19 protein-coding genes and 1 tRNA gene are annotated in these 25,947 nt (G+C 42.9%); 12 read left to right on the forward strand and 8 right to left on the reverse strand.

The window, feature by feature from the left end:
* Nucleotides 1–847: 847 nt before the first annotated feature.
* Both KTR06_RS19170 and KTR06_RS19175 read right to left on the reverse strand, forming a co-directional pair.
* Entirely contained in the window at nt 848–2,305 is a 1,458-nt protein-coding gene (locus KTR06_RS19170; RefSeq protein WP_175354016.1) for an aminoacyl-histidine dipeptidase, read from the reverse strand.
* 121 nt (nt 2,306–2,426) lie between these two features.
* The gene (locus KTR06_RS19175; RefSeq protein ID WP_004315816.1) at nt 2,427–3,413 is read right to left on the reverse strand and encodes a lysylphosphatidylglycerol synthase transmembrane domain-containing protein; all 987 of its coding nucleotides are present in this window, start codon (nt 3,411–3,413) and stop codon (nt 2,427–2,429) included.
* Nucleotides 3,414–3,529: 116 nt separating this feature from the next.
* On the opposite strand from KTR06_RS19175, the gene rsmA reads away from it, so the two are divergent.
* From rsmA to KTR06_RS19190, 3 genes are all read left to right on the forward strand, one after another.
* Nucleotides 3,530–4,330 (forward strand): 16S rRNA (adenine(1518)-N(6)/adenine(1519)-N(6))-dimethyltransferase RsmA, encoded by an 801-nt coding sequence (gene rsmA / locus KTR06_RS19180; RefSeq protein WP_217290712.1) that lies wholly within the window; start codon nt 3,530–3,532, stop codon nt 4,328–4,330.
* A 61-nt stretch (nt 4,331–4,391) separates the two neighbouring features.
* Nucleotides 4,392–5,732: a magnesium transporter gene (mgtE, locus tag KTR06_RS19185; RefSeq protein WP_004312092.1), complete on the forward strand. Its 1,341-nt coding sequence runs from the start codon at nt 4,392–4,394 to the stop codon at nt 5,730–5,732.
* 85 nt (nt 5,733–5,817) lie between these two features.
* The gene (locus KTR06_RS19190; protein WP_217290713.1) at nt 5,818–7,671 is read left to right on the forward strand and encodes a DUF349 domain-containing protein; all 1,854 of its coding nucleotides are present in this window, start codon (nt 5,818–5,820) and stop codon (nt 7,669–7,671) included.
* A 339-nt stretch (nt 7,672–8,010) separates the two neighbouring features.
* Here KTR06_RS19190 and KTR06_RS19195 read toward each other — a convergent pair.
* Nucleotides 8,011–8,081, reverse strand: a tRNA-Gln gene (locus tag KTR06_RS19195).
* Nucleotides 8,082–8,345: 264 nt separating this feature from the next.
* Here KTR06_RS19195 and rsfS point away from each other — a divergent pair.
* Genes rsfS through KTR06_RS19210 form a run of 3 tightly spaced genes read left to right on the forward strand, consistent with a single transcriptional unit; the run spans nt 8,346 to nt 11,733 of the window.
* Nucleotides 8,346–8,705 (forward strand): ribosome silencing factor, encoded by a 360-nt coding sequence (rsfS, locus tag KTR06_RS19200; RefSeq protein ID WP_004310984.1) that lies wholly within the window; start codon nt 8,346–8,348, stop codon nt 8,703–8,705.
* 9 nt (nt 8,706–8,714) lie between these two features.
* Nucleotides 8,715–10,868, forward strand: a complete 2,154-nt coding sequence (gene ftsH / locus KTR06_RS19205) for an ATP-dependent zinc metalloprotease FtsH (RefSeq protein ID WP_008642079.1) — start codon at nt 8,715–8,717, stop codon at nt 10,866–10,868.
* Between the two features lie 16 nt (nt 10,869–10,884).
* Nucleotides 10,885–11,733, forward strand: coding sequence for a phosphatidate cytidylyltransferase (locus tag KTR06_RS19210; protein ID WP_009039035.1), 849 nt, complete (start codon nt 10,885–10,887; stop codon nt 11,731–11,733).
* 105 nt (nt 11,734–11,838) lie between these two features.
* Here KTR06_RS19210 and KTR06_RS19215 read toward each other — a convergent pair whose 3' ends face one another.
* The 3 genes from KTR06_RS19215 to surE form a co-directional block, all read right to left on the reverse strand.
* Nucleotides 11,839–12,630, reverse strand: a complete 792-nt coding sequence (locus tag KTR06_RS19215; RefSeq protein WP_217290714.1) for a NigD-like protein — start codon at nt 12,628–12,630, stop codon at nt 11,839–11,841.
* Between the two features lie 94 nt (nt 12,631–12,724).
* Nucleotides 12,725–13,861, reverse strand: coding sequence for a lipid-A-disaccharide synthase (gene lpxB / locus KTR06_RS19220; RefSeq protein ID WP_004315144.1), 1,137 nt, complete (start codon nt 13,859–13,861; stop codon nt 12,725–12,727).
* Between the two features lie 92 nt (nt 13,862–13,953).
* A complete protein-coding gene (gene surE, locus KTR06_RS19225) occupies nt 13,954–14,721 on the reverse strand; it encodes a 5'/3'-nucleotidase SurE (RefSeq protein WP_008776782.1) in 768 nt (255 codons plus the stop codon).
* A 356-nt stretch (nt 14,722–15,077) separates the two neighbouring features.
* Here surE and KTR06_RS19230 point away from each other — a divergent pair, with 356 nt between their 5' ends.
* From KTR06_RS19230 to KTR06_RS19250, 5 genes are all read left to right on the forward strand, one after another.
* Nucleotides 15,078–15,842 (forward strand): ParA family protein, encoded by a 765-nt coding sequence (locus KTR06_RS19230; protein WP_004301394.1) that lies wholly within the window; start codon nt 15,078–15,080, stop codon nt 15,840–15,842.
* 15 nt (nt 15,843–15,857) lie between these two features.
* The gene (locus KTR06_RS19235; protein ID WP_117810483.1) at nt 15,858–16,748 is read left to right on the forward strand and encodes a ParB/RepB/Spo0J family partition protein; all 891 of its coding nucleotides are present in this window, start codon (nt 15,858–15,860) and stop codon (nt 16,746–16,748) included.
* Nucleotides 16,749–17,636, forward strand: coding sequence for a DUF5683 domain-containing protein (locus KTR06_RS19240; RefSeq protein ID WP_015532347.1), 888 nt, complete (start codon nt 16,749–16,751; stop codon nt 17,634–17,636).
* A gap of 33 nt (nt 17,637–17,669) precedes the next feature.
* Nucleotides 17,670–18,965 carry a lytic transglycosylase domain-containing protein gene (locus KTR06_RS19245; protein WP_008020625.1) on the forward strand — a complete coding sequence of 432 codons (1,296 nt, stop codon included), beginning with the start codon at nt 17,670–17,672 and terminating at the stop codon, nt 18,963–18,965.
* A gap of 72 nt (nt 18,966–19,037) precedes the next feature.
* Nucleotides 19,038–21,278 carry a bifunctional (p)ppGpp synthetase/guanosine-3',5'-bis(diphosphate) 3'-pyrophosphohydrolase gene (locus KTR06_RS19250; protein ID WP_118407795.1) on the forward strand — a complete coding sequence of 747 codons (2,241 nt, stop codon included), beginning with the start codon at nt 19,038–19,040 and terminating at the stop codon, nt 21,276–21,278.
* 36 nt (nt 21,279–21,314) lie between these two features.
* Here KTR06_RS19250 and KTR06_RS19255 read toward each other — a convergent pair whose 3' ends face one another.
* The gene (locus tag KTR06_RS19255; protein ID WP_004301384.1) at nt 21,315–21,659 is read right to left on the reverse strand and encodes a MerR family transcriptional regulator; all 345 of its coding nucleotides are present in this window, start codon (nt 21,657–21,659) and stop codon (nt 21,315–21,317) included.
* 20 nt (nt 21,660–21,679) lie between these two features.
* Nucleotides 21,680–22,648 carry a M23 family metallopeptidase gene (locus KTR06_RS19260; RefSeq protein WP_004315137.1) on the reverse strand — a complete coding sequence of 323 codons (969 nt, stop codon included), beginning with the start codon at nt 22,646–22,648 and terminating at the stop codon, nt 21,680–21,682.
* Between the two features lie 171 nt (nt 22,649–22,819).
* Here KTR06_RS19260 and alaS point away from each other — a divergent pair, with 171 nt between their 5' ends.
* Complete coding sequence (gene alaS, locus KTR06_RS19265; RefSeq protein ID WP_151940044.1) at nt 22,820–25,438, forward strand: alanine--tRNA ligase; 2,619 nt, start codon at nt 22,820–22,822, stop codon at nt 25,436–25,438.
* The last annotated feature ends 509 nt before the right edge of the window (nt 25,439–25,947 follow it).

Here is a 25,947-nt window from a genome sequence, read left to right on the forward strand (position 1 = left end):
CTTAATGATGTGGTGTCTTTAAAGTTACTAAAAAGCAAACATATCTACAACTTTTTATAGGATTAAGAAAGAAGAAGAGGAAAACCATCGAAATAAAAAAGAGATTACCACCAAATTTGACGAAGAACCTTTTTTCAACTTTATAGTATAAGGATTACACGTCAAAATTATGCCCACAACCGTAAGTCATAAACCAAATTCACCTCTGTGTCCTCCGTGTCCTCTGTGGTGAAAACATGAGTTAAATGCTCCTTCATTTTATTCCCCGCCTCACCCTATATCTCTTTTATATAGAAAAAGTGGGGATATCGTCTTTAATAACGTATCCCCACTCTAAACCTAGTTAATGTACTCTTTCTCATTTCTCAATTCTGTACCCCCATGAAAGCATTTCATTACGACCTACTTCACTAAGGATTTTTCTAACTAAAGAACTCATTTTCTTTGCCATAATCTTTAAAACTTTAAATTACTAATTCCTGAAAACTAAAAAATAAAACTTACTTGTTTGGTTTAGCATTAATTGTTGAATATCCCCAAACATGTACATCGGCTTCGCCGATCTTTCTAAACAATCTTTTTAAACTTTTCATTTTGTTATCCTCTTAATTACATGTTTTATAATACAAAAATACGGTCTTTGTTTATACATCGACCTAAAAAAGAGAGAAATTTATGTTTTATAGCATATTTCTTGATTTGCATCAATTAATTTATTTGTTATGAAATAAAATTGTAATATAGCCTGCAATTAATATGACAAAAAGGCACGGATGAAATCTCATCCGTGCCTTCGCATAAATACCTATTATATAATAGGAGAATATTTACATTATAAAGAATACGCTTATTTCAGTGGAGTTTGTTCTAAAGTAGCCACCAGGAAGTCGTAGAACTTCCGTACAGTAGGAATCAATGCTCTTTCGTCCGGTGAGTGCGGTGAACGCAAAGTCGGGCCAAAAGAAATCATATCCAATCCCGGAATAATAGCACCGATAATACCACATTCCAAGCCTGCGTGGATTACTTTCACTGCAGGCTCTACACCGAACTGCTGCTTATAAGAGGCTTTCATCGCATGCAAAATCGGAGAATTAACATCAGGCTGCCAACCGGAATATCCACCAGTCATTTCCACCTTCATACCTGCCATAGAGAAACAAGACTCCAAGCTGGTAGTCAGATATTCCTTCATGCTATCACTCGAGCTGCGAGCCAGAATCTTAATGGCTGCTTTTCCTTCACCAATCGTAATAATAGCAAGATTGGAAGAAGTCTCTACCGTATCCGGAACAGTAGGAATCATACGGGTCACACCGTTCTGACAAGCAAAGATTGCATCAATCAGATTGTCCTGAATCTCTTCAGGCACTTGACCCGCAGGAAGTTCCACACGTTCAGCCGTAAAGCTGATCGGTGTTTCAATTGCCGAATATTCTTCATTAAACAGGTCTTCGCAGTATTTCACCAAGCCCAATAGTTCTTCTTCATTTTCAGCCGGAATGGTAATAACCGCATGTGCTTCACGTGGGATAGCATTACGCATATTACCACCTTCCCAGCTAGCCAAACGGGCTTCATAGCTGGCAACCGCTTCACGAACGAAACGAACCAGCAACTTATTGGCATTGGCACGTCCTTCATTGATTTCCAATCCCGAATGTCCGCCGCGTAATCCTTTCAATGTAACTTTCACTGCCACATCTCCTTCTTCGGGAGCTACTTCTTTATATTCTAAAGTTGCAGTTACATCCATACCTCCGGCACAACCAATATACAACTCGCCTTCATCTTCCGAATCCAGATTCAAAAGAATCTCTCCGTTCAATGTACCCGGTTTCAAGCCGAATGCACCATACATACCGGTTTCTTCGTCTTTCGTGATAAGAGCTTCCAAAGGACCGTGTTTCAGGTCTTTTGCTTCCAACACGGCCATAATAGCAGCTACACCCAGTCCGTTGTCTGCACCCAGAGTAGTGCCTTTTGCTTTTACCCAGTCACCGTCTATATAAGTTTCAATCGGATCTTTTTCAAAATCGTGTACAGTATCGTTGTTCTTCTGCGGAACCATATCCATGTGCGCCTGAAGAATCACACCTTTCCGGTTTTCCATACCCGGAGTGGCAGGTTTACGGATAATCACATTACCTGCTTCGTCTACAAAAGACTCCAGCCCCAGCTCTTTTCCGAAACCTAAAAGAAATGCTGTAATCTTTTCCATGTGTCCTGACGGACGGGGAATCTGTGTCAACGAATAAAAATGCTTCCACACGTTCTGTGGAGCTAAAGAAAGAATGGTACTCATAATAAATATTTTAAAACTATTTTAAATCTGATAATTAAACAGTGCCAAGTTATGGAAAAGTTTTCAGATGACAAAGGAGGTTGGCAAAAACATGTAAGAATATACACTTTTAGCTAAAAATTTACGCCCGATGTCTATTGGTGAACGGCAGAGCAGCCAAGCCGTACACCCCCAATAAAACAACCAAAAAGGTTTGAATACCGTGTACAATCAGGGCAAATATTCCGGCATCCGTCACGTTTACTCCATAAAGCATCATCATAGAAATGATGGCAAAATGCCAGGGTCCCGCTCCATTAGGGGTAGGCACAATCACGGCAAACGTGCCGCCGACAAACATGACCAATGCCGCAAGGATACCCAAATGTGCCGTAAAGGCAAAGCAATAGAATGTAAAATAGAAATGGAGAAAGTAACAAGCCCAAATAGCCAGTGTATAAAAAATAAAGAGGGGAATGTTGCGCACGCCTTTTAAAGACATAATTCCTTCCCATATATTCAATACAAATCCCTTCACCCGTTCATAGAAGAACAACGTTTTTCTTAAATAATAAAGAAGTATCACCACACCAATAAAACAAAACAGAATGATATAAAACCACACTGAAGTCAACAGGTGGACTAATGAAGGGATTTTCGTTCCGGTCTGCTGAAGGAAAGTGACGAATATCGGTAATTGGAGCAATACAGTGATGCCTGTGATGAGGAGAATAGTCAACGTATCGACCAACCGCTCCGTAACGACTGTTCCCAACGACTTGGCAAACGAGACATTATCATATTTCGCCAACACTCCGCAACGGCTCACCTCCCCGATCCGGGGAACCACCAGACTGGCAGCGTATGAAATGAAGATAGCATTCACGCAATCGCTCTTTTTCGGGAAAGCGTCCAACGGTTCCAATGTCTGTCTCCACCGCCAACCACGAAAGACTTGTGCAAACACTCCGAACAATAACGAGAAGAGCATCCACCACCAATTTGTACCGTGTAACAACACATCGCCCGCTTTTGTAAAATCAAAGTCGCGATATACCCAGAATAAGATAAAGCCGCCTAAAACAACCGGTAATATCAGTTTCAGCGTCTTTTTTAATAGTTTCTTCATCCTTAATTCTTCATTAGCTTCGCTGACACATCATTTATTTTTTAATAAATAGTGGTACGTTCTTCATTTAAAAGAATTACCTTTGTCAGCTGCAAAAGTAATTATTTAGTTGGTAAATGAAATTAGTAAAGCCTAAAAAGTTTCTCGGACAACACTTTCTGAAAGATCTGAAAGTTGCGCAAGATATTGCCGATACAGTCGACACCTTCCCCGAACTGCCTATTTTAGAGGTGGGGCCGGGTATGGGAGTATTGACCCAGTTTCTAGTAAAGAAAGACCGATTGGTAAAGGTCGTAGAAGTTGACTATGAGTCGGTTGCTTATCTTCGCGAAGCCTATCCGTCACTGGAAGACCACATCATCGAGGATGACTTCTTGAAAATGAATCTTCACCGGTTGTTCGACGGGAAGCCTTTCGTACTGACTGGTAATTACCCGTATAATATTTCCAGCCAAATCTTTTTCAAGATGCTGGACAACAAAGATATCGTCCCCTGTTGCACGGGAATGATTCAAAAAGAGGTAGCCGAACGTATTGCAGCCGGACCGGGCAGCAAGACATACGGTATCCTTAGCGTATTGATACAGGCATGGTATAAAGTGGAATATTTGTTCACTGTCAGCGAACACGTGTTCAATCCGCCTCCCAAAGTGAAAAGTGCCGTTATCCGTATGACACGCAACGAGACTAAAGAGTTGGGATGCGACGAAAAACTGTTCAAGCAAGTAGTAAAAACGACCTTCAACCAGCGACGGAAAACATTGCGCAACTCCATCAAACCTATTTTAGGCAAAGATTGTCCGCTCACGGAGGACATCTTATTTAATAAACGCCCGGAACAACTATCGGTAGCCGAATTTATCGATCTGACCAATAAAGTGGAAGAAGCACTAAAGACAGCCAGCAACGCCCAATAATTGGCGGGCAACAGTGAGCAGAGAACTGGATTTTGTAATTCGTAATTTGTAATTGACAACGATGAACGAGGAATACATTGACAACGTTAAACACCTTATTGAGCAAAAAGACGCCGACAAGGTAAAAGGTCTTCTCATCGACCTCCACCCGGCCGACATCGCCGAATTGTGCAATGACCTGAATGCGGAAGAGGCTAAGTTCGTCTATCGCCTGCTCGATAACGAAATTGCCGCCGACGTGCTTGTCGAAATGGACGAAGATGCTCGTAAAGAGCTGCTCGAAATGCTTCCTTCGGAGACAATCGCCAAACGCTTCGTTGACTACATGGACACGGATGATGCCGTAGACCTGATGCGTGAACTCGATGAAGACAAGCAGGAAGAGGTTCTTTCGCACATCGAGGACATCGAACAGGCAGGAGACATCGTCGACTTGTTGAAATACGACGAAAATACCGCCGGTGGTTTGATGGGTACGGAAATGGTACTTGTCAACGAAAACTGGAGTATGCCCGAATGTCTGAAAGAGATGCGGCAACAGGCGGAAGAGCTGGACGAAATCTATTACGTATATGTCATTGACGATGACGAACGTCTGCGAGGTATCTTCCCGCTCAAAAAGATGATTACTTCCCCTTCTGTATCCAAAGTGAAACACGTGATGCAGAAAGATCCGATTTCGGTACACGTAGATACTCCCATTGACGAGGTAGTACAGGCGATTGAGAAGTATGACTTGGTGGCTATCCCCGTTGTCGACAGTATCGGTCGGCTTGTGGGACAAATCACCGTCGACGACGTCATGGATGAAGTCCGTGAGCAGTCGGAACGTGACTATCAGTTGGCATCCGGTCTTTCGCAGGACGTAGAAACGGACGATAATGTATTGAGACAGACCACTGCCCGCCTCCCCTGGTTATTAATCGGTATGATCGGCGGAATCGGCAACTCTATGATATTGGGTAATTTCGACTCCACCTTTGCTGCCCATCCCGAAATGGCACTGTATATACCGCTGATCGGTGGTACAGGAGGAAATGTCGGAACACAATCTTCGGCAATCATCGTACAAGGTTTGGCAAACAGCTCGCTGGACGCTAAAAATACCTTCAAGCAGATAACCAAGGAATCGGTAGTAGCTTTAATTAATGCCACTATTATCTCCTTATTAGTATACACCTACAACTTTATCAGGTTCGGCGCAACGGCTACGGTCACCTATTCCGTATCCATCAGCCTGTTTGCCGTGGTAATGTTCGCTTCTATTTTCGGGACACTGGTACCGATGACGCTGGAGAAGTTCAAAATCGATCCAGCCATTGCAACAGGTCCGTTTATAGCCATTACAAATGACATCATCGGAATGATGTTGTACATGGGAATAACCGTTTTATTGTCATAAAAACACGATAAACAAAAAAAAATAAGCAAAATAGTATGAAGTAATCGTTTTATTTCATTAATTTGTGACCCAAAACTAATATACAATGATGGACGCTCATGACACTAATCAACCCTTGAACCAAGGGGAATTAGAAGAAGAAAAGAAAACAGTCGAGGTTTCTGAAGCTATTACAGAGACTCCGGCTGAAGATGTTACTGCCGAAGTTCAACCTGAAGCAACTCCTAAACCTGCCACTAAGGAAGATGTACTAAACCAGCTAAAAGAGCTTGCGCAAGATGCTGAAAATGCGAACAAGCAGGAAATTGACAATCTGAAACAATCATTCTACAAGTTACATAATGCCGAGTTGGAAGCTGCTAAGGTACAGTTTACAGACAACGGTGGAAACATTGAAGATTTTGTTGCCGAAGAGGACCCGACGGAAGAAGAATTCAAACGCCTGATGGGGGTTATCAAGGAAAAACGCAGTAAACAGGTTGCCGAACTGGAACGCCAAAAGGAAGAAAACCTGCAAGTGAAACTTTCCATTATTGAAGAACTGAAAGAATTGGTGGAATCCGGAGATGACGCCAACAAATCTTATACGGAGTTCAAGAAGCTGCAACAGCAATGGAATGATACGAAACTGGTGCCGCAAGGTAAAGTGAATGAACTTTGGAAAAACTATCAATTATATGTAGAGAAGTTCTACGATTTATTGAAACTGAACAATGAGTTCCGCGAATATGACTTCAAAAAGAATCTGGAAATCAAAACGCATCTCTGCGAAGCTGCCGAAAAGTTGGCTGACGAGGAAGATGTTGTTTCCGCTTTCCACCAACTTCAGAAGTTGCATCAGGAGTTCCGCGATACAGGTCCGGTAGCCAAAGAACTGCGTGATGAAATCTGGAATCGGTTTAAAGCAGCTTCTACCGCTGTCAACCGCCGCCATCAGCAGCACTTCGAATCGTTGAAAGAAGCCGAACAGCATAATTTGGATCAAAAGACCGTCATCTGCGAAATCGTTGAAGCGATTGAGTATGATGAACTGAAAACATTCTCTGCCTGGGAAAACAAGACCCAGGAAGTGATTGCCCTGCAAAACAAATGGAAAACTATCGGTTTTGCGCCGCAAAAGATGAATGTGAAGATCTTCGAGCGTTTCCGCCATGCCTGCGATGATTTCTTCAAGAAGAAAGGAGAATTCTTCAAGAGCCTGAAAGAAGGAATGAACGAGAATCTGGAAAAGAAAAAAGCGCTCTGCGAAAAAGCGGAAGCCTTGAAAGACAGTACAGACTGGAAAGTAACTGCCGATGCACTGACCAAACTTCAAAAAGAATGGAAGACCATCGGACCGGTTGCCAAAAAACACTCGGATGCAATCTGGAAACGGTTTATCACAGCTTGCGACTACTTCTTCGAACAAAAGAACAAAGCTACTTCTTCACAACGTTCTGTAGAAACAGAGAATATGGAAAAGAAGAAAGCGTTGATCGAGAAGTTATCCGCTATTGATGAAAGCATGGATACCGAAGAAGCAAGTACCTTGGTTCGGGATTTAATGAAAGAGTGGAACTCTATCGGTCATGTGCCGTTCAAAGAAAAAGATAAGTTATACAAGCAGTATCACGGAATCATCGATCAGCTATTCGACCGCTTTAACATCAATGCTTCCAACAAGAAGTTAAGTAACTTCCGTTCGAATATCAGCAATATCCAGGGAAGCGGTACTCAATCTCTGTACAGAGAACGTGAAAAGCTGGTACGCACTTATGAGAATATGAAGAATGAGCTTCAGACTTATGAGAACAATCTAGGCTTCCTGACTTCTACTTCTAAGAAAGGCAGCAGCCTGTTGACTGAATTGAACCGCAAGGTAGATAAGTTGAAAGCAGACTTGGAACTGGTATTACAAAAGATCAAAGTAATCGATGAATCAATAAAAGCAGAAGAATAAGAGTTCTGCCCGATTTAGAAAAATTAGAAACAGGTTTTATACTCACTTGAGCTATAAAACCTGTTTTTCTTTTCTACTAAACAAGACGACAGCCAGTTTAAGGATTTATTCTTTATCAATCAACTTCACGGCTTTTCATAAGATTAGCGTTTTTCGGACTATCAACATGCATTCGTATCACCGAATTTGCCACCGAGGAACTGTTTTTTTAAAACTTCCAGTGACCTATAATGTGACCTCTTGATGGTGAGAAGTTTAGAGACACATACTGTTAAACATGCAAAAAAGCCGTTATTACCTAGTAATAACGGCTTTTAGCTTATTTTGTCTTATAAATTGTTGGGCTACCTGGATTCGAACCAGGAATGACAGGACCAGAATCTGTAGTGTTACCATTACACCATAGCCCAATGATTTTCGTTTGCGGGTGCAAAGATACAAATATTTTGGGAATTCAAAACAAATCCGATATTTTTTTTGCAAAAATGTCCAAATAAGCTTTCCAAACAAAAGTATCTCCACTAAAAAACACAAAAATTGAGGGATAACTTTCTTGTATCCAATAAATCAGCGTATATTTGTCAAAAATATCACGTTTATTATCAGAAACAAAGGGTCACCTTTTTTTGTTATAAACAAATAGAGAACATGAATTATTAATCCCAATTACAGGAATGAACGATACTAAAGTATTAATTGAAAAAATAAAAGAAGGAATTCAAGAGAAAAAAGGTAAAAAGATAGTCGTTGCCGATTTAACCAGCATAGAAGATACCATCTGTAAATATTTCGTTATCTGTCAGGGAAATTCTCCCAGTCAAGTGAGTGCAATAGTAGATTCAATCAAGGAATTTACACGCAAAGGTGCGGACAGCAAGCCTTATGCAATCGACGGACTCCGAAATGCAGAATGGGTAGCTATGGACTATGCCGATGTATTGGTACACGTTTTTTTGCCGGAGACAAGAGCTTTTTATAATCTTGAGCACCTCTGGGCAGATGCCAAACTTACTCAAATCCCCGATCTAGACTAATTAATGATTATGGACAATAATAATAGCAATAATAACAATAGCAATAAACCTAACAATAAGGTTAATATGCCCAAGTTCAACCTGAACTGGATGTATATGATTATTGCCCTTATGCTTCTCGGCCTCTGGTGGGGCAGTGATTCAAAAGGAGCAGGAAGCAAAGCTGTAACTTACAGCGAGTTTCAGGACTATGTAAAAAAGGGTTATGTCAGCAAAGTATTGGGTTATGAAGACAAATCAATCGAAGCTTTCCTCAAACCGACTGCCGTAGGGGCTGTTTTTGGAGCTGACTCTACCAAGGTGGGACGCAACCCTGTCATTACAAGTAGAACCCCGTCTACCGATAAACTGGAAGAGTTTTTGCAGGCAGAAAAGGAAGCCGGTCATTTTGACGGTTCATCCGACTATCCGCCCAAATCGGATATTTTCCCCGCAATTCTGATTCAGGTACTCCCGCTTGTCTTGCTGGTTGCGTTATGGATATTCTTCATGCGCCGTATGAGCGGAGGCGGTAGTGGTGGCCCCGGCGGCGTATTTAATGTAGGAAAATCCAAAGCCCAGCTTTTTGAAAAAGGCGGAGCCATCAAGATTACATTTAAAGATGTAGCGGGACTGGCCGAAGCGAAACAAGAAGTGGAGGAAATCGTAGAGTTCTTAAAGGAACCGCAGAAATATACGGATTTGGGAGGTAAGATACCCAAGGGAGCATTGCTGGTAGGCCCTCCGGGAACCGGTAAAACATTGCTTGCCAAAGCTGTGGCCGGCGAAGCGAATGTGCCTTTCTTCTCATTGGCAGGTTCCGACTTCGTGGAAATGTTTGTGGGTGTAGGTGCATCCCGTGTTCGCGACTTATTTAAACAGGCTAAAGAAAAAGCTCCCTGTATCGTCTTTATTGATGAGATTGATGCCGTAGGACGTGCCCGTGGCAAGAACCCTGCAATGGGAGGAAATGACGAACGCGAAAACACATTGAACCAGTTGCTGACAGAAATGGACGGTTTCGGTTCCAATAGCGGTGTGATTATCCTTGCTGCTACCAACCGTGTAGACGTACTCGACAAGGCACTGCTCCGTGCAGGACGTTTTGACCGTCAGATACACGTGGATCTGCCCGACTTGAACGAACGTAAAGAAGTATTTGGCGTGCATTTGCGCCCGATTAAAATAGACGATAGTGTAGATGTGGACTTGCTGGCACGTCAGACACCGGGATTCTCGGGTGCGGATATTGCCAATGTCTGCAATGAGGCTGCACTGATCGCTGCCCGCCACGGAAAGAAATTCGTAAGCAAACAGGACTTCCTGGATGCGGTAGACCGCATCATCGGTGGTCTGGAAAAGAAAACCAAGATTACAACGGAAGCAGAAAGACGTTCCATCGCTTTGCATGAAGCAGGACACGCCTCTATCTCCTGGTTGTTGGAATATGCCAACCCATTGATTAAAGTTACAATCGTTCCTCGCGGACGTGCATTAGGAGCTGCCTGGTATCTGCCGGAAGAACGTCAGATCACTACCAAGGAGCAGATGCTGGACGAAATGTGTGCTACTTTGGGAGGACGCGCCGCTGAAGATTTATTCCTCGGCCGCATCTCAACTGGTGCCATGAACGACCTGGAAAGGGTGACTAAGCAGGCATACGGCATGATTGCCTATTTAGGTATGAGCGACAAGCTGCCGAACTTATGTTATTACAACAACGATGAATATTCTTTCAACCGTCCATACAGCGAAAAGACAGCCGAATTGATTGACGAAGAAGTCAAGAGAATGGTGAACGAGCAGTATGACCGTGCCAAGAGAATTCTGTCAGAGAATAAAGAAGGACACAACGAACTGACGCAATTACTGATTGACAAAGAAGTAATCTTCGCGGAAGACGTTGAACGCATCTTTGGTAAACGCCCCTGGGCTTCCCGATCAGAAGAAATCATGGCTGCTAAAGAAAGCCAGGATGCCGCAAGAGCTGAAAGAGAACTTGCCCAAAAGCTGAAAGAAGAAGAAAAGGAAATCAAAGAAGAGGAAGCTGAAAATACCGCAAAGGAAGAACAAGCACCCATAGACACCAAAGTTGCCGCAGAAGGTAAAAAGGTTACTGTGGAGGGCAAAGTTACCGTAGAGGGTAAATCCAATGGGGAAGAACAAGCTAACGGGTCCAACTAATTAAAACGAATAGATTTTGATTAATAATTTCATAAAACGAGCTATTACGGGTGTACTCTTCGTTGCCATCTTGGTGGGGTGCATCCTTTATGACGCATTCAGCTTTGGTATTCTGTTCACCGCTATCAGCGCACTGACTATTTATGAGTTCGGACAGCTGGTAAATATGCGCGCAGAAGGAGTGAAGATAAACAAGACTATTAATATGCTCGGCGGGGCTTACCTATTCCTTGCAATCATGGGATTCTGCATTGATGCAGCCGATTCGAAGATATTCATCCCGTATGTGCTTTTATTGCTTTACATGATGATTAGCGAGTTGTATCTGAAAAAGGAAAACCCGGTACTTAACTGGGCTTATTCTATGCTTAGCCAACTTTATATCGGACTGCCTTTTGCTTTGCTGAATGTATTGGCATTCCATAACGATCCGGGATCAGAATACAGTAGCGTAAGTTACAATCCTATTCTACCGCTATCCATCTTTATTTTCCTCTGGCTGAATGACACGGGAGCCTATTGCATCGGTTCATTGATCGGCAAACACCGGTTGTTTGAACGTATCTCTCCCAAGAAATCATGGGAAGGTTCTATCGGCGGCGGAGTGGTAGCAATCGGAGTATCTTTTATACTCGCTCACTACTTCCCATTTATGTCAATGATTGAATGGGCAGGACTGGCACTGGCGGTTGTTATATTCGGCACATGGGGCGACCTGACGGAGTCGTTATTGAAACGCCAGTTGCACGTTAAGGATTCGGGAACCATTCTTCCGGGACACGGTGGGATGCTCGACCGCTTTGACAGTTCTCTGATGGCTATACCGGCAGCAGTCGTTTATCTATATGCATTAACATGGTTCTAACGGGGATTCTTTCTCAATCGATTAGAACTGAAACAAAATACAAAAGGTCGGGAACTTCTACGGAAGTATCCCGACCTTTTTCACACACAGTAAATCATAGTTAGGTTATCGGATCGAAGAAGTGGAATGAACATCCTTTGCTGCTTCCGGTACACCGACCGGATGATCCAGATCAAGAACAATCACTCTTCCTTCTCCATGTTCTCTTGAGTTTATTGTCACCTTAAACCCTTTGGGTGCTACCCAGGAATCTTTCGGCGTAGGGAAGAACTTTTCCAGATTATAAGAAACTCGTCCCCATCCCCAATAGTCAGTCACATCCTCATACGTATTATAACGCAGTTCCAAATGTATGTAACCACCTTCATCCACATTCAATGTTCCCGGTTCTGACGGTTCGCCCGGCTCTCCCGGTTCCATCTTATTTTGCACAAGACTGATACGATGTTTCTCCGAACGAGGCAACTCCTGGCGGAAAATTACGTTCAGGAACTTTCCTCCCAACCACATATCACCCTGATAAATCAGAATAGGATCATTTCCGAATTCTTCCGCTTCTTCCTCTGTCGACATATCTTCCACTTCTTTTGTCAACAGTTCCTGTATGCCTTCCATCTTCACCTGAACTCCTTTTCCTCCTTCCATGTCATACAAAGGATTGAAAAAAGCCACGACACGTTCACCGTCCACCGGTTTAAACCAAGGAATAGAAGTAGCAACCGGATCAATCACCCCCCAATTATCACCTTCCAAATAATAACCTCCTCCACCGGTTGCACGAACAGTCGCCCAGTCCCAGCTGAAATCTCCAATAGAATAACCATCATCATCACATGATTGCAACATTGGCACTAATGCCAATAATAAGATTCCTAAAAGCCACTTAATTTTTTTCATATCTTTTTCCTTTCTTTATTTTAGTCTTCTGCTTTATAAATAAAAAAGCCGTGCATTTACTGCATCGGCTTTACGTTTATTCAGAAAAAGAAAGTTATTTTTTCAACAAACGCAGCATTTCACGAGCTGCATGACGAGGAGCACCGGCAGGCCCTAACCGTTCGGCTACATATTCATACCCCGAAAGCATCTCATTTCTATACGCTTCATTTTCAATGATATTTCTCAATTCGTTCTGCATATTCTTCACGGTCATCGTATCCGCCACCAGTTCCTTTACCACTTCACGGTCAGCAATCAAATTAACCAACGAAATAAATCTCACAGTTAAGATATGACGCCGCAAAAAAGAAACCACTTTCCCGATCGGAGTGTAATAACAAACCACTTGAGGAACACGAAACAATGCCGTCTCAAGCGTAGCTGTACCCGAAGTAACTAAAGCTACATCTGCATGCTGCAACAGGCTATAAGTCTGATCGAAAATGATTTTCACTTTCGCCTCTCCTACATATTGTTTATAATACTCGGGAGCAATGGCAGGTGCACCGGCCAAGACAAGCTGATAATCAGGAAAAGCGGAAGCAGCCTTCAACATATCCGGCAGATTATCTTTGATTTCCTGTTTCCGGCTACCGGCAAGAAGAGCGATAATCGGCTTATCCTCCAATTGGTTCTCTGCAATAAAGTGCTCCTTATTTTTCGGATGAGCTGCCTGATAGGCTGCCACCTCATCCACCGTAGGGTTTCCTACATAGTGAATGGGGTATTGATGCTTTCCTTCGAAGAATTCCACTTCAAAAGGAAGAATGGAGAAAAGCTCATCTACATCTCGTTTTATATTCTTGATACGGTATTCTTTCCACGCCCATATCTTCGGAGAAATATAATAGTAAACCGGTATCTGTGTCTTTGCATGGACAAACTTGGCAATATCAAGATTGAATCCCGGATAATCTACCAGAATAACAACGTCCGGTTCCCAGGAAACAATGTCTTCTTTGCAACGCTTCATATTTGCAAAGATAGTGCGCAGATGGAGTAATACAGGAATAAATCCCATGTATGCCAACTCCTTATAGTGCTTTACCATTGTTCCTCCGACAGCCGCCATCAAGTCACCTCCGAAAAAACGGAAATCAGCCTGCGGGTCTTCTGCCTTTAAGGCAGCCATCAGATGAGAGGCGTGCAAGTCGCCGGAAGCTTCACCGACAATCAGATAATACTTCATTGAGTTGAGAGTTGAGAGTTGAGAGTTGAGAGTTGGTAGGGATAGATGACTAACAGGGCGTCATGCTTTCTTTTTCAACTTTCAAATTTCAACTAATTAAACCATTTATTAAGTTCGTCCATAAAGTGATAAGCCGTCACATCAACCGTAGTCGGGGTGATAGCAACATAACCATTTGCCAAAGCCCAATGATCGTTCTTCTCGTTTTCAGGTTCATGATCGGTAAATTCACCGGTCAGCCAAAAATAGTTAGAATCATTCAGACGAGGGCAGGCAGCCCATTCATTCGTCCAACGTCCTTTCGCCTGTTCACAGATTTTCACTCCTTTTATATCGGCTGTATCGGGGAAGTTTACATTCAGACAAGTTAAAGGAGGAAGTCCTTTTTCCAAGATCATGGCAGCGATATTGCGGATATAAGGTCCGGCAGCTTCAAAATCAGCATCGGGTGCATGATTGCACAAGGAGAAGCCAATAGAAGGAATTCCATTCAAACAGCCCTCAAAAACCACTCCCATCGTACCGGAATAATGCACGTTAGTGGCAGAGTTATCTCCATGATTGATACCGCCGACTATCAGATCCGGAGTCCGGTCGAGCACTGTGTTTCTTGCCAATTTGATGCAATCGGTCGGTGTTCCCGAACATTTATAAACAGTCAAGCCCACTTCCTTCTTTACTAACTGGTAATGAACCGGCTGCGTCACCGTCAGCGCACACCCACTACCGGAACGCGGAGCATCAGGTGCCATCACTATAATCTCACCCAAAGGGCGAAGAAACTTCACCAGTTCATTAATACCTTTAGCCATCACGCCATCGTCATTCGAAACAAGTATCAACGGCTTCTCTTTTTCCATATATTCAATCCTTTCCTTTTTTTATATTCGCACAAAAGTAACAAAAAGAAGCCGTACCACCAAACACCTCCCCGCATCAGATCGAAAACTCTCTTTCACCCCCACTCCTACCCGTTTACAAATCTTAATCTTCTGCAAGCGAGCAAAAAAAGAAATAAATATCCAATATAAATATGTATATTTGCAAGCTCATAAAGAGAAAGGTAGATGATGAACCTGTCGAAGTTTGGTAACCGTTTCGTCCGACAGTTATTAACAAAACAGGCGACTTATCAACAGAAATTGCAAAGTTTCTCTTTTTTCGTAGGCGCTCTAAGGATTTATCACTTATTTCGCTGCCAATAAATTTAGAGAATATGGGAAAAATTATTGCTTTGGCCAATCAAAAAGGCGGTGTAGGAAAGACAACGACTACGATTAATCTCGCAGCTTCACTTGCTACACTGGAAAAAAAGGTACTCGTAGTAGATGCCGACCCGCAAGCTAATGCCTCTTCCGGTCTGGGAGTAGACATCAAGCAGTCGGAATGCACTATCTATGAATGTATTATTGACAGAGCCAACGTACAGGACGCTATCCTTGATACGGAGATTGATTCTTTGAAAGTAATCTCTTCGCACATCAATCTCGTAGGAGCAGAGATTGAAATGCTGAACCTCCCAAACCGAGAAAAGATACTAAAAGAAGTACTCACACCTTTGAAGAAAGAATATGACTATATCCTGATAGACTGTTCGCCTTCATTAGGACTGATCACGATCAATGCCCTGACGGCAGCCGACTCCGTGATTATCCCCGTTCAAGCTGAATATTTTGCTCTTGAAGGTATCAGCAAATTGTTGAATACCATCAAAATCATCAAGTCGAAACTGAATCCGGCTTTAGAAATCGAAGGTTTCTTACTGACAATGTATGACTCTCGTCTGCGTCAGGCTAATCAGATTTACGACGAAGTGAAACGTCATTTCCAGGAACTGGTGTTCAACACCGTTATTCAACGAAATGTGAAATTGAGCGAGGCTCCCAGCTACGGTGTCCCGACCATCCTTTACGATGCGGAATCTACCGGCGCAAAAAACCACCTGGCTCTTGCTAAAGAGATTATCAACCGAAATAAATAAAAGAAAGAAGAAGATATGGCAACACAAAAAAGAAATACATTAGGACGTGGTCTCGACGCCTTGCTCTCAATGGATGATGTGAAAACCGAAGGGTCTTCTTCCATTAATGAAATAGAGCTGGCAAAGATTACTGTCAATCCCAACCAGCCCCGCCGTGAGTTTGACGAAACAGCATTGCAGGAACTGGCTGATTCCATTGCGGAAATCGGTATCATCCAACCTATCACTTTACGCAAACTCTCGGACGATGAGTATCAGATCATCGCGGGAGAACGTCGTTATCGTGCGTCACAAAGAGCAGGACTAAAAACAATCCCTGCCTATATACGCACTGCCGACGACGAAAACATGATGGAAATGGCGCTGATTGAAAATATCCAGCGTGAAGACCTGAATGCCGTAGAAATCGCACTTGCCTACCAGCATCTGCTCGATCAGTACGAACTGACACAGGAACGTCTTAGCGAACGTATCGGAAAGAAACGAACGACGATCGCCAACTACCTGCGCTTGCTGAAATTGCCGGCTCCTATACAGATGGCCCTGCAAAACAAGCAGTTGGACATGGGACATGCCCGTGCACTGATTTCATTAGGCGACCCTAAACTACAAGTTAAAATATTCGAAGAAATACAAGAACACGGATATTCAGTCCGCAAAGTAGAAGAAATTGTTAAATCATTAAGCGAAGGAGAAGCTGTGAAAAGCGGCACACGGAAAATAACACCCAAACGTGGCAAACTTCCTGAAGAATTCAACTTATTGAAGCAACAACTCTCCGGCTTTTTCAACACCAAGGTACAACTCACCTGCTCTGAAAAGGGAAAAGGCAAGATCAGTATTCCTTTCGGTAACGAGGAGGAACTGGAACGTATCATGGAAATCTTCGATACGCTAAAGAAGTAAATGACAAGAAAAAGTAAGAAATATCAGTTACTAGTCAGCGCCCTGCTTCTCTGTTTTTTACAGGTGGCAGGGATTGATGTGTATGCACAATCCACTATTACTCCGGCACGGAAAGATACAACAATCATACAGCGCGAAGCGCCGAAAGCCCGTGCACGAAGGCATCGTGATCCGATTATACAGGACTCGGTGAAGAAGGATTCTATCCAAATCATACCATCCAAAGAACTTCCGGCCATCGACAGTTTGTCAGCTGCTAAAATACAGATAGCGGACAGCTTGGATGCAGCCAACAAGAAAGAGCTGAAAAAGATAGAGCAACCTGCCTCCATTGTTGTAAAGACCGACACTGTGCCGCCACCTGCTCAAGATATTAACAAGAAAATATTTATCCCGAATCCGACCAAAGCAACGTGGTTGGCAGTCGTATTCCCCGGTGGAGGACAGATTTACAACCGTAAATACTGGAAATTACCTATTATATATGGAGGATTTGCTGGTTGTGCTTACGCCTTAAGTTGGAACGGTAAGATGTACAAAGACTATTCGCAAGCCTATCTGGACATTATGGACAGCAATCCGAATACGAAAAGTTACGAAGATTTGTTGCCCCCGAACTCCACTTATAATGAGGAGCAGCTAAAAAACACACTAAAACGAAGAAAAGATATGTTCCGTCGTTATCGGGACCTTAGTATATTTGCTTTTATCGGAGTTTACCTGATCTCTATCATCGACGCTTATGTAGATGCAGAGTTGTCCAACTTCGATATAACCCCCGACTTGAGTATGAAAGTAGAACCGGCTGTAATCGACAATAACAATCAGTTCCGCTCCAGCAGTTTAAAAAGCAAGTCGGTTGGTCTGCAATGCGTATTACGATTTTAAAAACACAATTTAGATTGATCTTATTATTGAAGCATGAAGAAATTAGTTAACTATTGTTCGATTATTTTTCTTTTACTGGTGGCAACGTCGCAGGTAAAAGCGCAAAGTGTAGATGTAGTGATTCGTGAAAATGGAACTGAACGCAAAGAAAGCATCGACCTGCCTAAAAGTATGACATATCCACTTGACAGTCTGTTGAACGACTGGAAAGCCAAAAATTATATTGACTTAGGCAAAGATTGCAGTACAGCTGAAATCAACCCTTTATTCAGCGACTCTGTCTATATCGACCGCTTGTCACGCATTCCGGCTATCATGGAAATGCCTTATAATGATATTATCCGCAAATTCATCGATATGTATGCAGGACGCTTGCGTAATCAGGTTTCTTTCATGTTGAGTGCCTGCAACTTCTATATGCCGATTTTTGAAGAAGCATTGGATGCATACGGACTTCCACTGGAACTTAGATATCTCCCGATTATCGAATCTGCACTGAACCCCTCTGCCGTGTCGCGCGCAGGCGCTTCCGGTCTGTGGCAATTTATGATCGGTACAGGTAAGATCTATGGCTTGGAATCAAACAGCCTGGTAGATGAACGACGCGACCCGATTAAAGCAACTTGGGCTGCCGCACGTTATCTCAAAGAAATGTACGATATCTATGGAGACTGGAATCTTGTGATTGCTGCTTATAACTGTGGGCCCGGTACTATCAACAAGGCAATCCGCCGTGCCAATGGCGAAACGGATTACTGGAAAATTTATAATTACCTGCCTAAAGAGACACGTGGTTACGTACCTGCCTTTATCGCCGCTAATTATGTGATGACTTACTATTGTGACCATAATATTTGTCCGATGGAAACAAATATCCCGGCAAGTACCGACACAGTACAAGTGAACAAAAATCTGCACTTCGAACAGATTGCTGATCTTTGCAACGTACCTTTGGATCAAATCAAGAGCTTGAATCCGCAATATAAGAAGCACATGATTCCGGGTGACAGCAAGCCTTATACTTTAAGACTTCCTATCGATGCTATCAGTACCTTTATAGATAAGCAAGACACAATTTACGCACATCGTGCCGACGAATTGTTCCGCAACCGAAAAACCGTTGCAGTAAAGGAAATTACCCCCTCAACCCGCAAAACGACAGCAGCTGTTGCCGGTAAAGGCAAACTGACCTACTACACAATAAAAAGTGGAGACACTTTGTCAACTATCGCCGGAAAGTATGGCGTCACAATTAAGGATATACAAAGGTGGAATGGAATGTCCAACACCAAAATTGCTGCAGGAAAACGATTGAAAATATACAAATAAACAGCTTCCTGCTTGCATCGTTCGGAAATTTGCTTATTTTTGCAGAACTAAGCAAGTGAAAGGATAACAATTATGGATAATCTGCCCCCTAAAGAAATAAGTGATGAAGAGATGATCAATCAGGCGTTCCACGAACTACTGAATGATTATCTCAACACTAAACATCGCAAAAAGGTTGAAATCATTACGAAGGCTTTCAACTTCGCCAATCAGGCGCATAAAGGTATCAAACGTCGTTCGGGCGAACCTTATATTATGCACCCGATTGCCGTTGCAAGTATTGTATGTAATGAGATCGGCCTGGGTTCAACTTCTATATGTGCGGCCTTGTTGCATGATGTAGTAGAAGACACTGATTACACAGTAGAAGACATTGAAAATATCTTTGGCCCGAAGATTGCCCAAATTGTGGACGGACTGACCAAGATATCCGGCGGAATTTTCGGTGACCGTGCTTCAGCACAAGCAGAGAACTTCAAGAAGTTACTGCTCACTATGTCGAACGATATCCGGGTAATTCTTATCAAGATAGCCGACCGTTTGCACAACATGCGTACCCTCGGTTCCATGTTGCCCAACAAGCAATATAAGATTGCAGGCGAAACGCTTTACATCTATGCGCCACTCGCCAACCGCCTGGGTCTCTATAAAATAAAAACAGAGCTTGAGAATCTAAGCTTCAAATATGAACATCCCGAAGAATATGCGGAAATAGAAGAGAAGTTGAATGCCACAGCTGCCGAACGCGACAAAGTTTTCAACGACTTCACTGCTCCTATCCGTACACAGTTGGATAAGATGGGATTAAAATACCGGATACTTGCCCGCGTAAAATCAATCTATTCTATCTGGAACAAAATGCAGACCAAGCATGTTCCTTTTGAAGAAATATTTGATCTACTAGCTGTCCGTATCATCTTCGAGCCACGTAACATAGAAGAAGAACTCAACGACTGTTTCGACATTTACGTTTCCATCTCCAAGATATACAAGCCTCATCCGGACCGTCTGCGCGACTGGGTGAGCCATCCTAAAGCAAATGGTTATCAGGCATTGCATGTCACCCTGATGGGTAATAACGGACAATGGATTGAAGTCCAGATTCGTAGTGAACGAATGAATGACGTTGCCGAACAAGGTTTCGCCGCTCACTGGAAATACAAAGAAGGAGGAGGCAGCGAAGATGAAGGAGAGTTGGAAAAATGGTTGAAAACCATTAAGGAGATATTGGATGATCCGCAACCGGATGCCATTGATTTTCTGGATACCATCAAACTTAATTTATTTGCTTCTGAAATATTTGTGTTCACTCCCAAAGGTGAACTGAAGACTATGCCGCAGAATTCTACGGCTCTCGACTTCGCGTTTTCCCTGCATACGGATATTGGCAGCCATTGTATTGGTGCCAAAGTCAACCACAAATTAGTTCCGTTAAGCCATAAATTGCAAAGTGGTGACCAGGTTGAGATCCTGACTTCAAAATCGCAACGTGTGCAACCGCAATGGGAAGTTTTTGCAACCACTGCCCGTGCCCGTGCCAAGATAGCAGCCATCCTCCGCAAAGAGCGTAAAGCAAACCAGAAGATAGGTGAAGAAATCCTTAACGAGTTTTTGAAAAAAGAGGAAATCCGCCCTGAAGAAGCCGTTATCGAGAAACTGCGTAGACTGCATAATGCAAAAAATGAAGAAGAATTGTTGGCTGCCATTGGCAGTAAAGCAATCATTCTGGGAGAAGCGGACAAGAATGAACTGAAAGAAAAGCAAACCAGTAACTGGAAGAAATATCTGACTTTCTCTTTCGGCAACAATAAAGAGAAGCAAGAAGAAAAAGAGCCGCAAGAAAAAGAAAAAATCAATCCGAAGCAAGTGCTCAAACTGACGGAAGAAAGTTTGCAGAAGAAATACATCATGGCCGAATGTTGCCATCCTATTCCCGGTGATGACGTATTGGGATATGTGGATGAAAACGACCGGATCATTATCCACAAACGCCAATGTCCTGTTGCCGCCAAACTGAAGAGCAGTTATGGCAACCGTATATTAGCAACAGAATGGGATACACACAAAGAACTATCTTTCCTGGTATATATATATATAAAAGGTATAGACAGCATGGGACTTTTGAATGAAGTCACCCAGGTTATCTCCAGACAACTCAATGTAAATATCCGTAAGCTAACCATCGAAACCGAAGATGGTATCTTTGAAGGAAAAATTCAGTTATGGGTACATGACGTGGATGATGTGAAAACCATCTGTAACAATCTGAAGAAAATACAGAATATCAAACAGGTGAGCCGCGTAGAAGAATAACATTGATCGACACATTCGTTATCGATCAACGTTATTCTACTCCCGTCCATCCAATTCGCGTTTAATAGCCAAAAGCTCTTCTTTTATCGCTTTCAGCTTATTTACAATCTCATAATTACGAACCGTAGCTTCTTTATTATCCTTCAAACGTTGCCGGGCACCGGGAAGTGTCATGCCTTTTTCTTTTACCAAATGATAGATAAGACCGATCGTTTCTACGTCTTCTTTGCGGTACTGACGTATTCCTCTTCCTGCTGTCTTAGGAGAGATTTGCGGAAATTCCTTTTCCCAAAAACGGAGCAATGACGGATTGACTCCGAACATATCGGCAACCTCTCCTATTGAATAATATAGCTTCAATTCTTTATCTGTATTAAGCATAACACTCCTGTTTTAAGATTTTAATCGAATACTTTACCATGATTGGCTGCCAACTGAATCATCTTTTCATAATCTTCGGCACTCAAATCCATGAAATAATAATTGACCGGATTTACTACCTGCCCTTTCACGTACACTTCATAATGCAAATGCGGGCCGGTACTTTTTCCTGTACTACCCACTTTTCCGATAATCTCACCACGTACCACTTTCTTTCCGACTTTCGTATTAAATCCCTGCAAGTGAGCATACCGAGTGAGATACCCGAAACCATGATCTATCTCAATGGTATTACCGTATCCGGTTTCCCATCCCACTTTCACCACTGTTCCGTTTCCGGTAGCATAAACATCCGTTCCCGGATGAGCAGAGAAGTCCATGCCTGCATGGAACTTTGTCGTACCATAAATAGGGTCAATACGTGTACCATAACCGGATGCTGTCTGACGAAGATCTTTATTCGAAATAGGCTGTATGGCCGGAATACATTTCAGCATCTCATCATGGTTCTTACACATATCAATCACATCATCGAAAGATTTCGACTGGATATAAAGCCTTTTGGAAAGCACATCCAACTTTTGAGTCGTGTTCACCACCAGCTTGGCATTCGCCAAATCCATCAGTTCTTCGTAACGGTTCGTCCCGCCATAACCAGCCTGACGAATAGCCGGAGAAACAGGATCTGCCTGTAAAATCACCCGATACAGATTATCGTCACGTTGCTGAATATCCTGAAGCACCCCCATAGCGTCATCCAAACGCCGGGAAAGCACATTGTACTGCGCCAAAAGACGGCTGTTTTCAATTCTTAATTCCTTCTCCGACGGAGAACCAAAAATCAAAAGCAATACAATAAAGCAACCTGCTCCCAACCCCATTCCATAGAAAAGCCGACGCAGGATACTAAGCGCACGCTGCCGTACGGTAGGGTAAATTCGATCATAAGTCTGGGTCTGTGGATTATAGATGTAGTATACTTTGCGCATCTTTTTGGAAATATTTCGCTTGTTAATACGGCAAAAGTAATAAAAACAAGCTATCTTTGCACAGTTTTTACGAATTTATGAGTTGTGATTTATGATTTATTGGGGATTCCTCCCCTCTCTCATATCCCACAGCCCATAATTCATAATTCATAAATCATAATTCTTCATTATATGTTGACTGCAAAAGAGATCAGAGATTCATTCAAGAATTTCTTTGAGTCGAAAGGACACCACATCGTTCCCTCGGCTCCGATGGTGATTAAAGATGACCCTACCCTGATGTTTACGAACGCGGGTATGAACCAGTTTAAAGATATTATTTTGGGTAACCATCCGGCGAAATACCAAAGAGTCGCGGACTCGCAAAAATGTTTGCGTGTAAGCGGAAAGCATAATGACCTGGAAGAAGTAGGACACGATACGTACCACCACACCATGTTTGAAATGCTTGGTAACTGGTCGTTCGGCGATTACTTCAAGAAAGAAGCGATCAGCTGGGCATGGGAATATCTGGTAGAAGTCTTGAAACTGAATCCGGAACATCTCTATGCAACCGTATTTGAAGGAAGTCCTGAAGAAGGATTGAGCCGTGACGACGAAGCTGCTTCCTATTGGGAACAGTTCTTGCCGAAAGATCACATCATCAACGGTAACAAACACGACAACTTCTGGGAAATGGGTGATACAGGACCTTGCGGACCTTGTTCCGAAATCCATATCGACCTCCGTCCTGCTGAAGAACGTGCCAAGATCTCCGGTCGCGATCTCGTAAACCACGATCACCCGCAGGTAATTGAAATCTGGAACCTCGTGTTCATGCAATACAACCGCAAAACAGACGGCAGTCTTGAGCCGCTTCCTGCCAAGGTTATTGATACCGGTATGGGATTCGAACGTCTTTGTATGGCTCTGCAAGGCAAAACATCCAACTACGACACAGACGTATTCCAGCCAATGTTGAAAGCTATTGCAGCAATGTCGGGTACAGAATATGGAAAAGACAAGCAGCAAGATATTGCAATGCGTGTAATTGCCGACCATATCCGTACCATTGCATTCTCAATCACAGATGGTCAGTTGCCGTCTAATGCAAAGGCAGGTTATGTGATCCGCCGTATCCTTCGCCGTGCTGTTCGTTACGGATATACTTTCCTCGGACAGAAACAGGCATTTATGTATAAGTTGCTTCCTGTATTGATTGATAACATGGGAGAGGCTTATCCTGAACTAGTTGCACAAAAGACACTGATTGAAAAAGTAATCAAGGAAGAAGAAGAATCATTCCTCCGCACTTTAGAAACTGGTATCCGTTTATTGGATAAGACAATGGAAGATACCAAAGCCAATGGAAAAACTGAAATCAGCGGTAAAGATGCCTTTACTTTGTATGATACATTCGGTTTCCCGCTCGACTTGACAGAGCTGATTCTCCGTGAAAACGGAATGACTGTCAACATTGAAGAGTTCAATGAAGAAATGCAGCAACAGAAACAGCGTGCACGTAATGCTGCCGCCATCGAAACTGGTGACTGGATTGTACTGAAAGAAGGAACTACTGAATTCGTTGGTTACGATTACACTGAATACGAGGCTTCTATCCTTCGTTACCGTCAGATCAAACAAAAGAACCAGACATTGTATCAGATTGTACTCGACTATACTCCGTTCTATGCAGAAAGTGGTGGTCAGGTAGGTGATACAGGTGTATTGGTGAGCGAGTTCGAGACGATTGAAGTGGTCGACACAAAGAAAGAGAATAATCTTCCGATACATATTACCAAAAAGCTACCCGAACATCCGGAAGCTCCGATGATGGCTTGTGTAGATACCGACAAACGTGCTGCCTGTGCAGCCAATCACTCGGCGACCCACTTGCTGGATGCTGCTTTACGTGAAGTATTGGGTGAACACATCGAACAGAAAGGTTCATTGGTTACACCGGATTCATTGCGTTTCGACTTCTCTCACTTCCAGAAAGTGACCGATGAAGAAATCCGTAAAGTTGAACATATCGTCAATGCAAGAATCCGCGCTAATATCCCATTGAAAGAATATCGCAATATTCCTATCGAGGAAGCTAAGGAGTTGGGAGCTATCGCTCTCTTTGGTGAAAAGTATGGCGACAGAGTTCGTGTGATCCAGTTCGGCACTTCTATCGAGTTCTGTGGTGGTACACATGTAGCTGCAACCGGAAATATCGGTATGGTAAAAATCATCTCCGAAAGTTCTGTTGCTGCCGGCGTTCGCCGTATTGAAGCTTATACCGGAGCACGCGTGGAAGAAATGCTGGATACGATACAAGATACACTTAGCGACTTGAAGGCTCTCTTTAACAATGCTCCTGACTTGAGAATTGCAATCCGTAAATATCTGGATGAAAATGCAGGATTGAAAAAGCAGGTAGAAGACTTCATGAAAGAGAAAGAAGCAGCTTTGAAGGAAAGACTACTGAAAAATGTACAAGAGATCCACGGTATCAAAGTAATCAAGTTCTGTGCCCCACTACCGGCAGAAGTAGTGAAGAATATCGCTTTCCAACTTCGGGGTGAAATCACAGAAAACTTGTTCTTCGTAGCCGGAAGTACAGACAATGGCAAACCGATGCTGACAGTAATGCTTAGCGATAATTTGGTTGCTGGTGGTTTGAAAGCTGGTAATCTGGTAAAAGAAGCTGCCAAACTGATTCAAGGTGGCGGCGGTGGCCAACCTCACTTCGCTACTGCAGGAGGTAAAAATGCTGATGGACTACCGGCAGCAGTTGAAAAAGTACTGGAGCTGGCAGGAATCTAAGAATAAATAAAAGAGGCTGTCTAACAAGCCCCGAAAAAAAAGAAATCACCCCTGTCAGAGTTTGTTCTGATAGGGGTGAAATCGTTAAAAAGAGACTTATAGACAACCTCTTTTACGTAAAGATTTAAATTAGACGCGTCTGAATAAATACATAAGAAACTCCCTATTAATGTAGAAAAAAAATAGTGACGGTATATGCACAGGATAGTGACGGTATCGCTGGCATATAGCGTCACTATTTGCATCGGATAGCGTCACTATTTTACAGAAGGGAATTCACCAACAACAATTTCGGCTTGAATCCCCTTTTGAATCCCCTATAAAAGCATCGGGGAAGGATATTTCCTACCCTCCCCCCAAAACCAACAAACCCGGTAAAAAATAGAAGTCTATTTGTCTCTTTCTAAAAATATTAGCTTATAATTTAGGCTTGTCACAGTTTTTTTCTACCTTTGTGACCAGATTAATTATTTTTCTTATCCTTCAAATAAATAAAATAAGTAATCACT

The organism is Bacteroides sp. MSK.20.12, assembly GCF_019052435.1.
Classification (GTDB): domain Bacteria; phylum Bacteroidota; class Bacteroidia; order Bacteroidales; family Bacteroidaceae; genus Bacteroides; species Bacteroides xylanisolvens.

What these genes read in the sequence shown, in the direction of transcription:
- ftsH (WP_008642079.1), top strand. Translation starts at nt 8,715, where the DNA reads ATGGACAATAATAATAGCAATAATAACAATAGCAATAAACCTAACAAT.
- KTR06_RS19175 (WP_004315816.1), bottom strand. Translation starts at nt 3,413, where the DNA reads ATGAAGAAACTATTAAAAAAGACGCTGAAACTGATATTACCGGTTGTT.
- surE (WP_008776782.1), bottom strand. Translation starts at nt 14,721, where the DNA reads ATGGAAAAAGAGAAGCCGTTGATACTTGTTTCGAATGACGATGGCGTG.
- KTR06_RS19230 (WP_004301394.1), top strand. Translation starts at nt 15,078, where the DNA reads ATGGGAAAAATTATTGCTTTGGCCAATCAAAAAGGCGGTGTAGGAAAG.
- rsmA (WP_217290712.1), top strand. Translation starts at nt 3,530, where the DNA reads ATGAAATTAGTAAAGCCTAAAAAGTTTCTCGGACAACACTTTCTGAAA.
- KTR06_RS19255 (WP_004301384.1), bottom strand. Translation starts at nt 21,659, where the DNA reads ATGCTTAATACAGATAAAGAATTGAAGCTATATTATTCAATAGGAGAG.
- KTR06_RS19260 (WP_004315137.1), bottom strand. Translation starts at nt 22,648, where the DNA reads ATGCGCAAAGTATACTACATCTATAATCCACAGACCCAGACTTATGAT.
- KTR06_RS19190 (WP_217290713.1), top strand. Translation starts at nt 5,818, where the DNA reads ATGATGGACGCTCATGACACTAATCAACCCTTGAACCAAGGGGAATTA.
- alaS (WP_151940044.1), top strand. Translation starts at nt 22,820, where the DNA reads ATGTTGACTGCAAAAGAGATCAGAGATTCATTCAAGAATTTCTTTGAG.
- rsfS (WP_004310984.1), top strand. Translation starts at nt 8,346, where the DNA reads ATGAACGATACTAAAGTATTAATTGAAAAAATAAAAGAAGGAATTCAA.
- KTR06_RS19250 (WP_118407795.1), top strand. Translation starts at nt 19,038, where the DNA reads ATGGATAATCTGCCCCCTAAAGAAATAAGTGATGAAGAGATGATCAAT.
- KTR06_RS19215 (WP_217290714.1), bottom strand. Translation starts at nt 12,630, where the DNA reads ATGAAAAAAATTAAGTGGCTTTTAGGAATCTTATTATTGGCATTAGTG.
- KTR06_RS19235 (WP_117810483.1), top strand. Translation starts at nt 15,858, where the DNA reads ATGGCAACACAAAAAAGAAATACATTAGGACGTGGTCTCGACGCCTTG.
- KTR06_RS19245 (WP_008020625.1), top strand. Translation starts at nt 17,670, where the DNA reads ATGAAGAAATTAGTTAACTATTGTTCGATTATTTTTCTTTTACTGGTG.
- lpxB (WP_004315144.1), bottom strand. Translation starts at nt 13,861, where the DNA reads ATGAAGTATTATCTGATTGTCGGTGAAGCTTCCGGCGACTTGCACGCC.
- KTR06_RS19170 (WP_175354016.1), bottom strand. Translation starts at nt 2,305, where the DNA reads ATGAGTACCATTCTTTCTTTAGCTCCACAGAACGTGTGGAAGCATTTT.
- mgtE (WP_004312092.1), top strand. Translation starts at nt 4,392, where the DNA reads ATGAACGAGGAATACATTGACAACGTTAAACACCTTATTGAGCAAAAA.
- KTR06_RS19240 (WP_015532347.1), top strand. Translation starts at nt 16,749, where the DNA reads ATGACAAGAAAAAGTAAGAAATATCAGTTACTAGTCAGCGCCCTGCTT.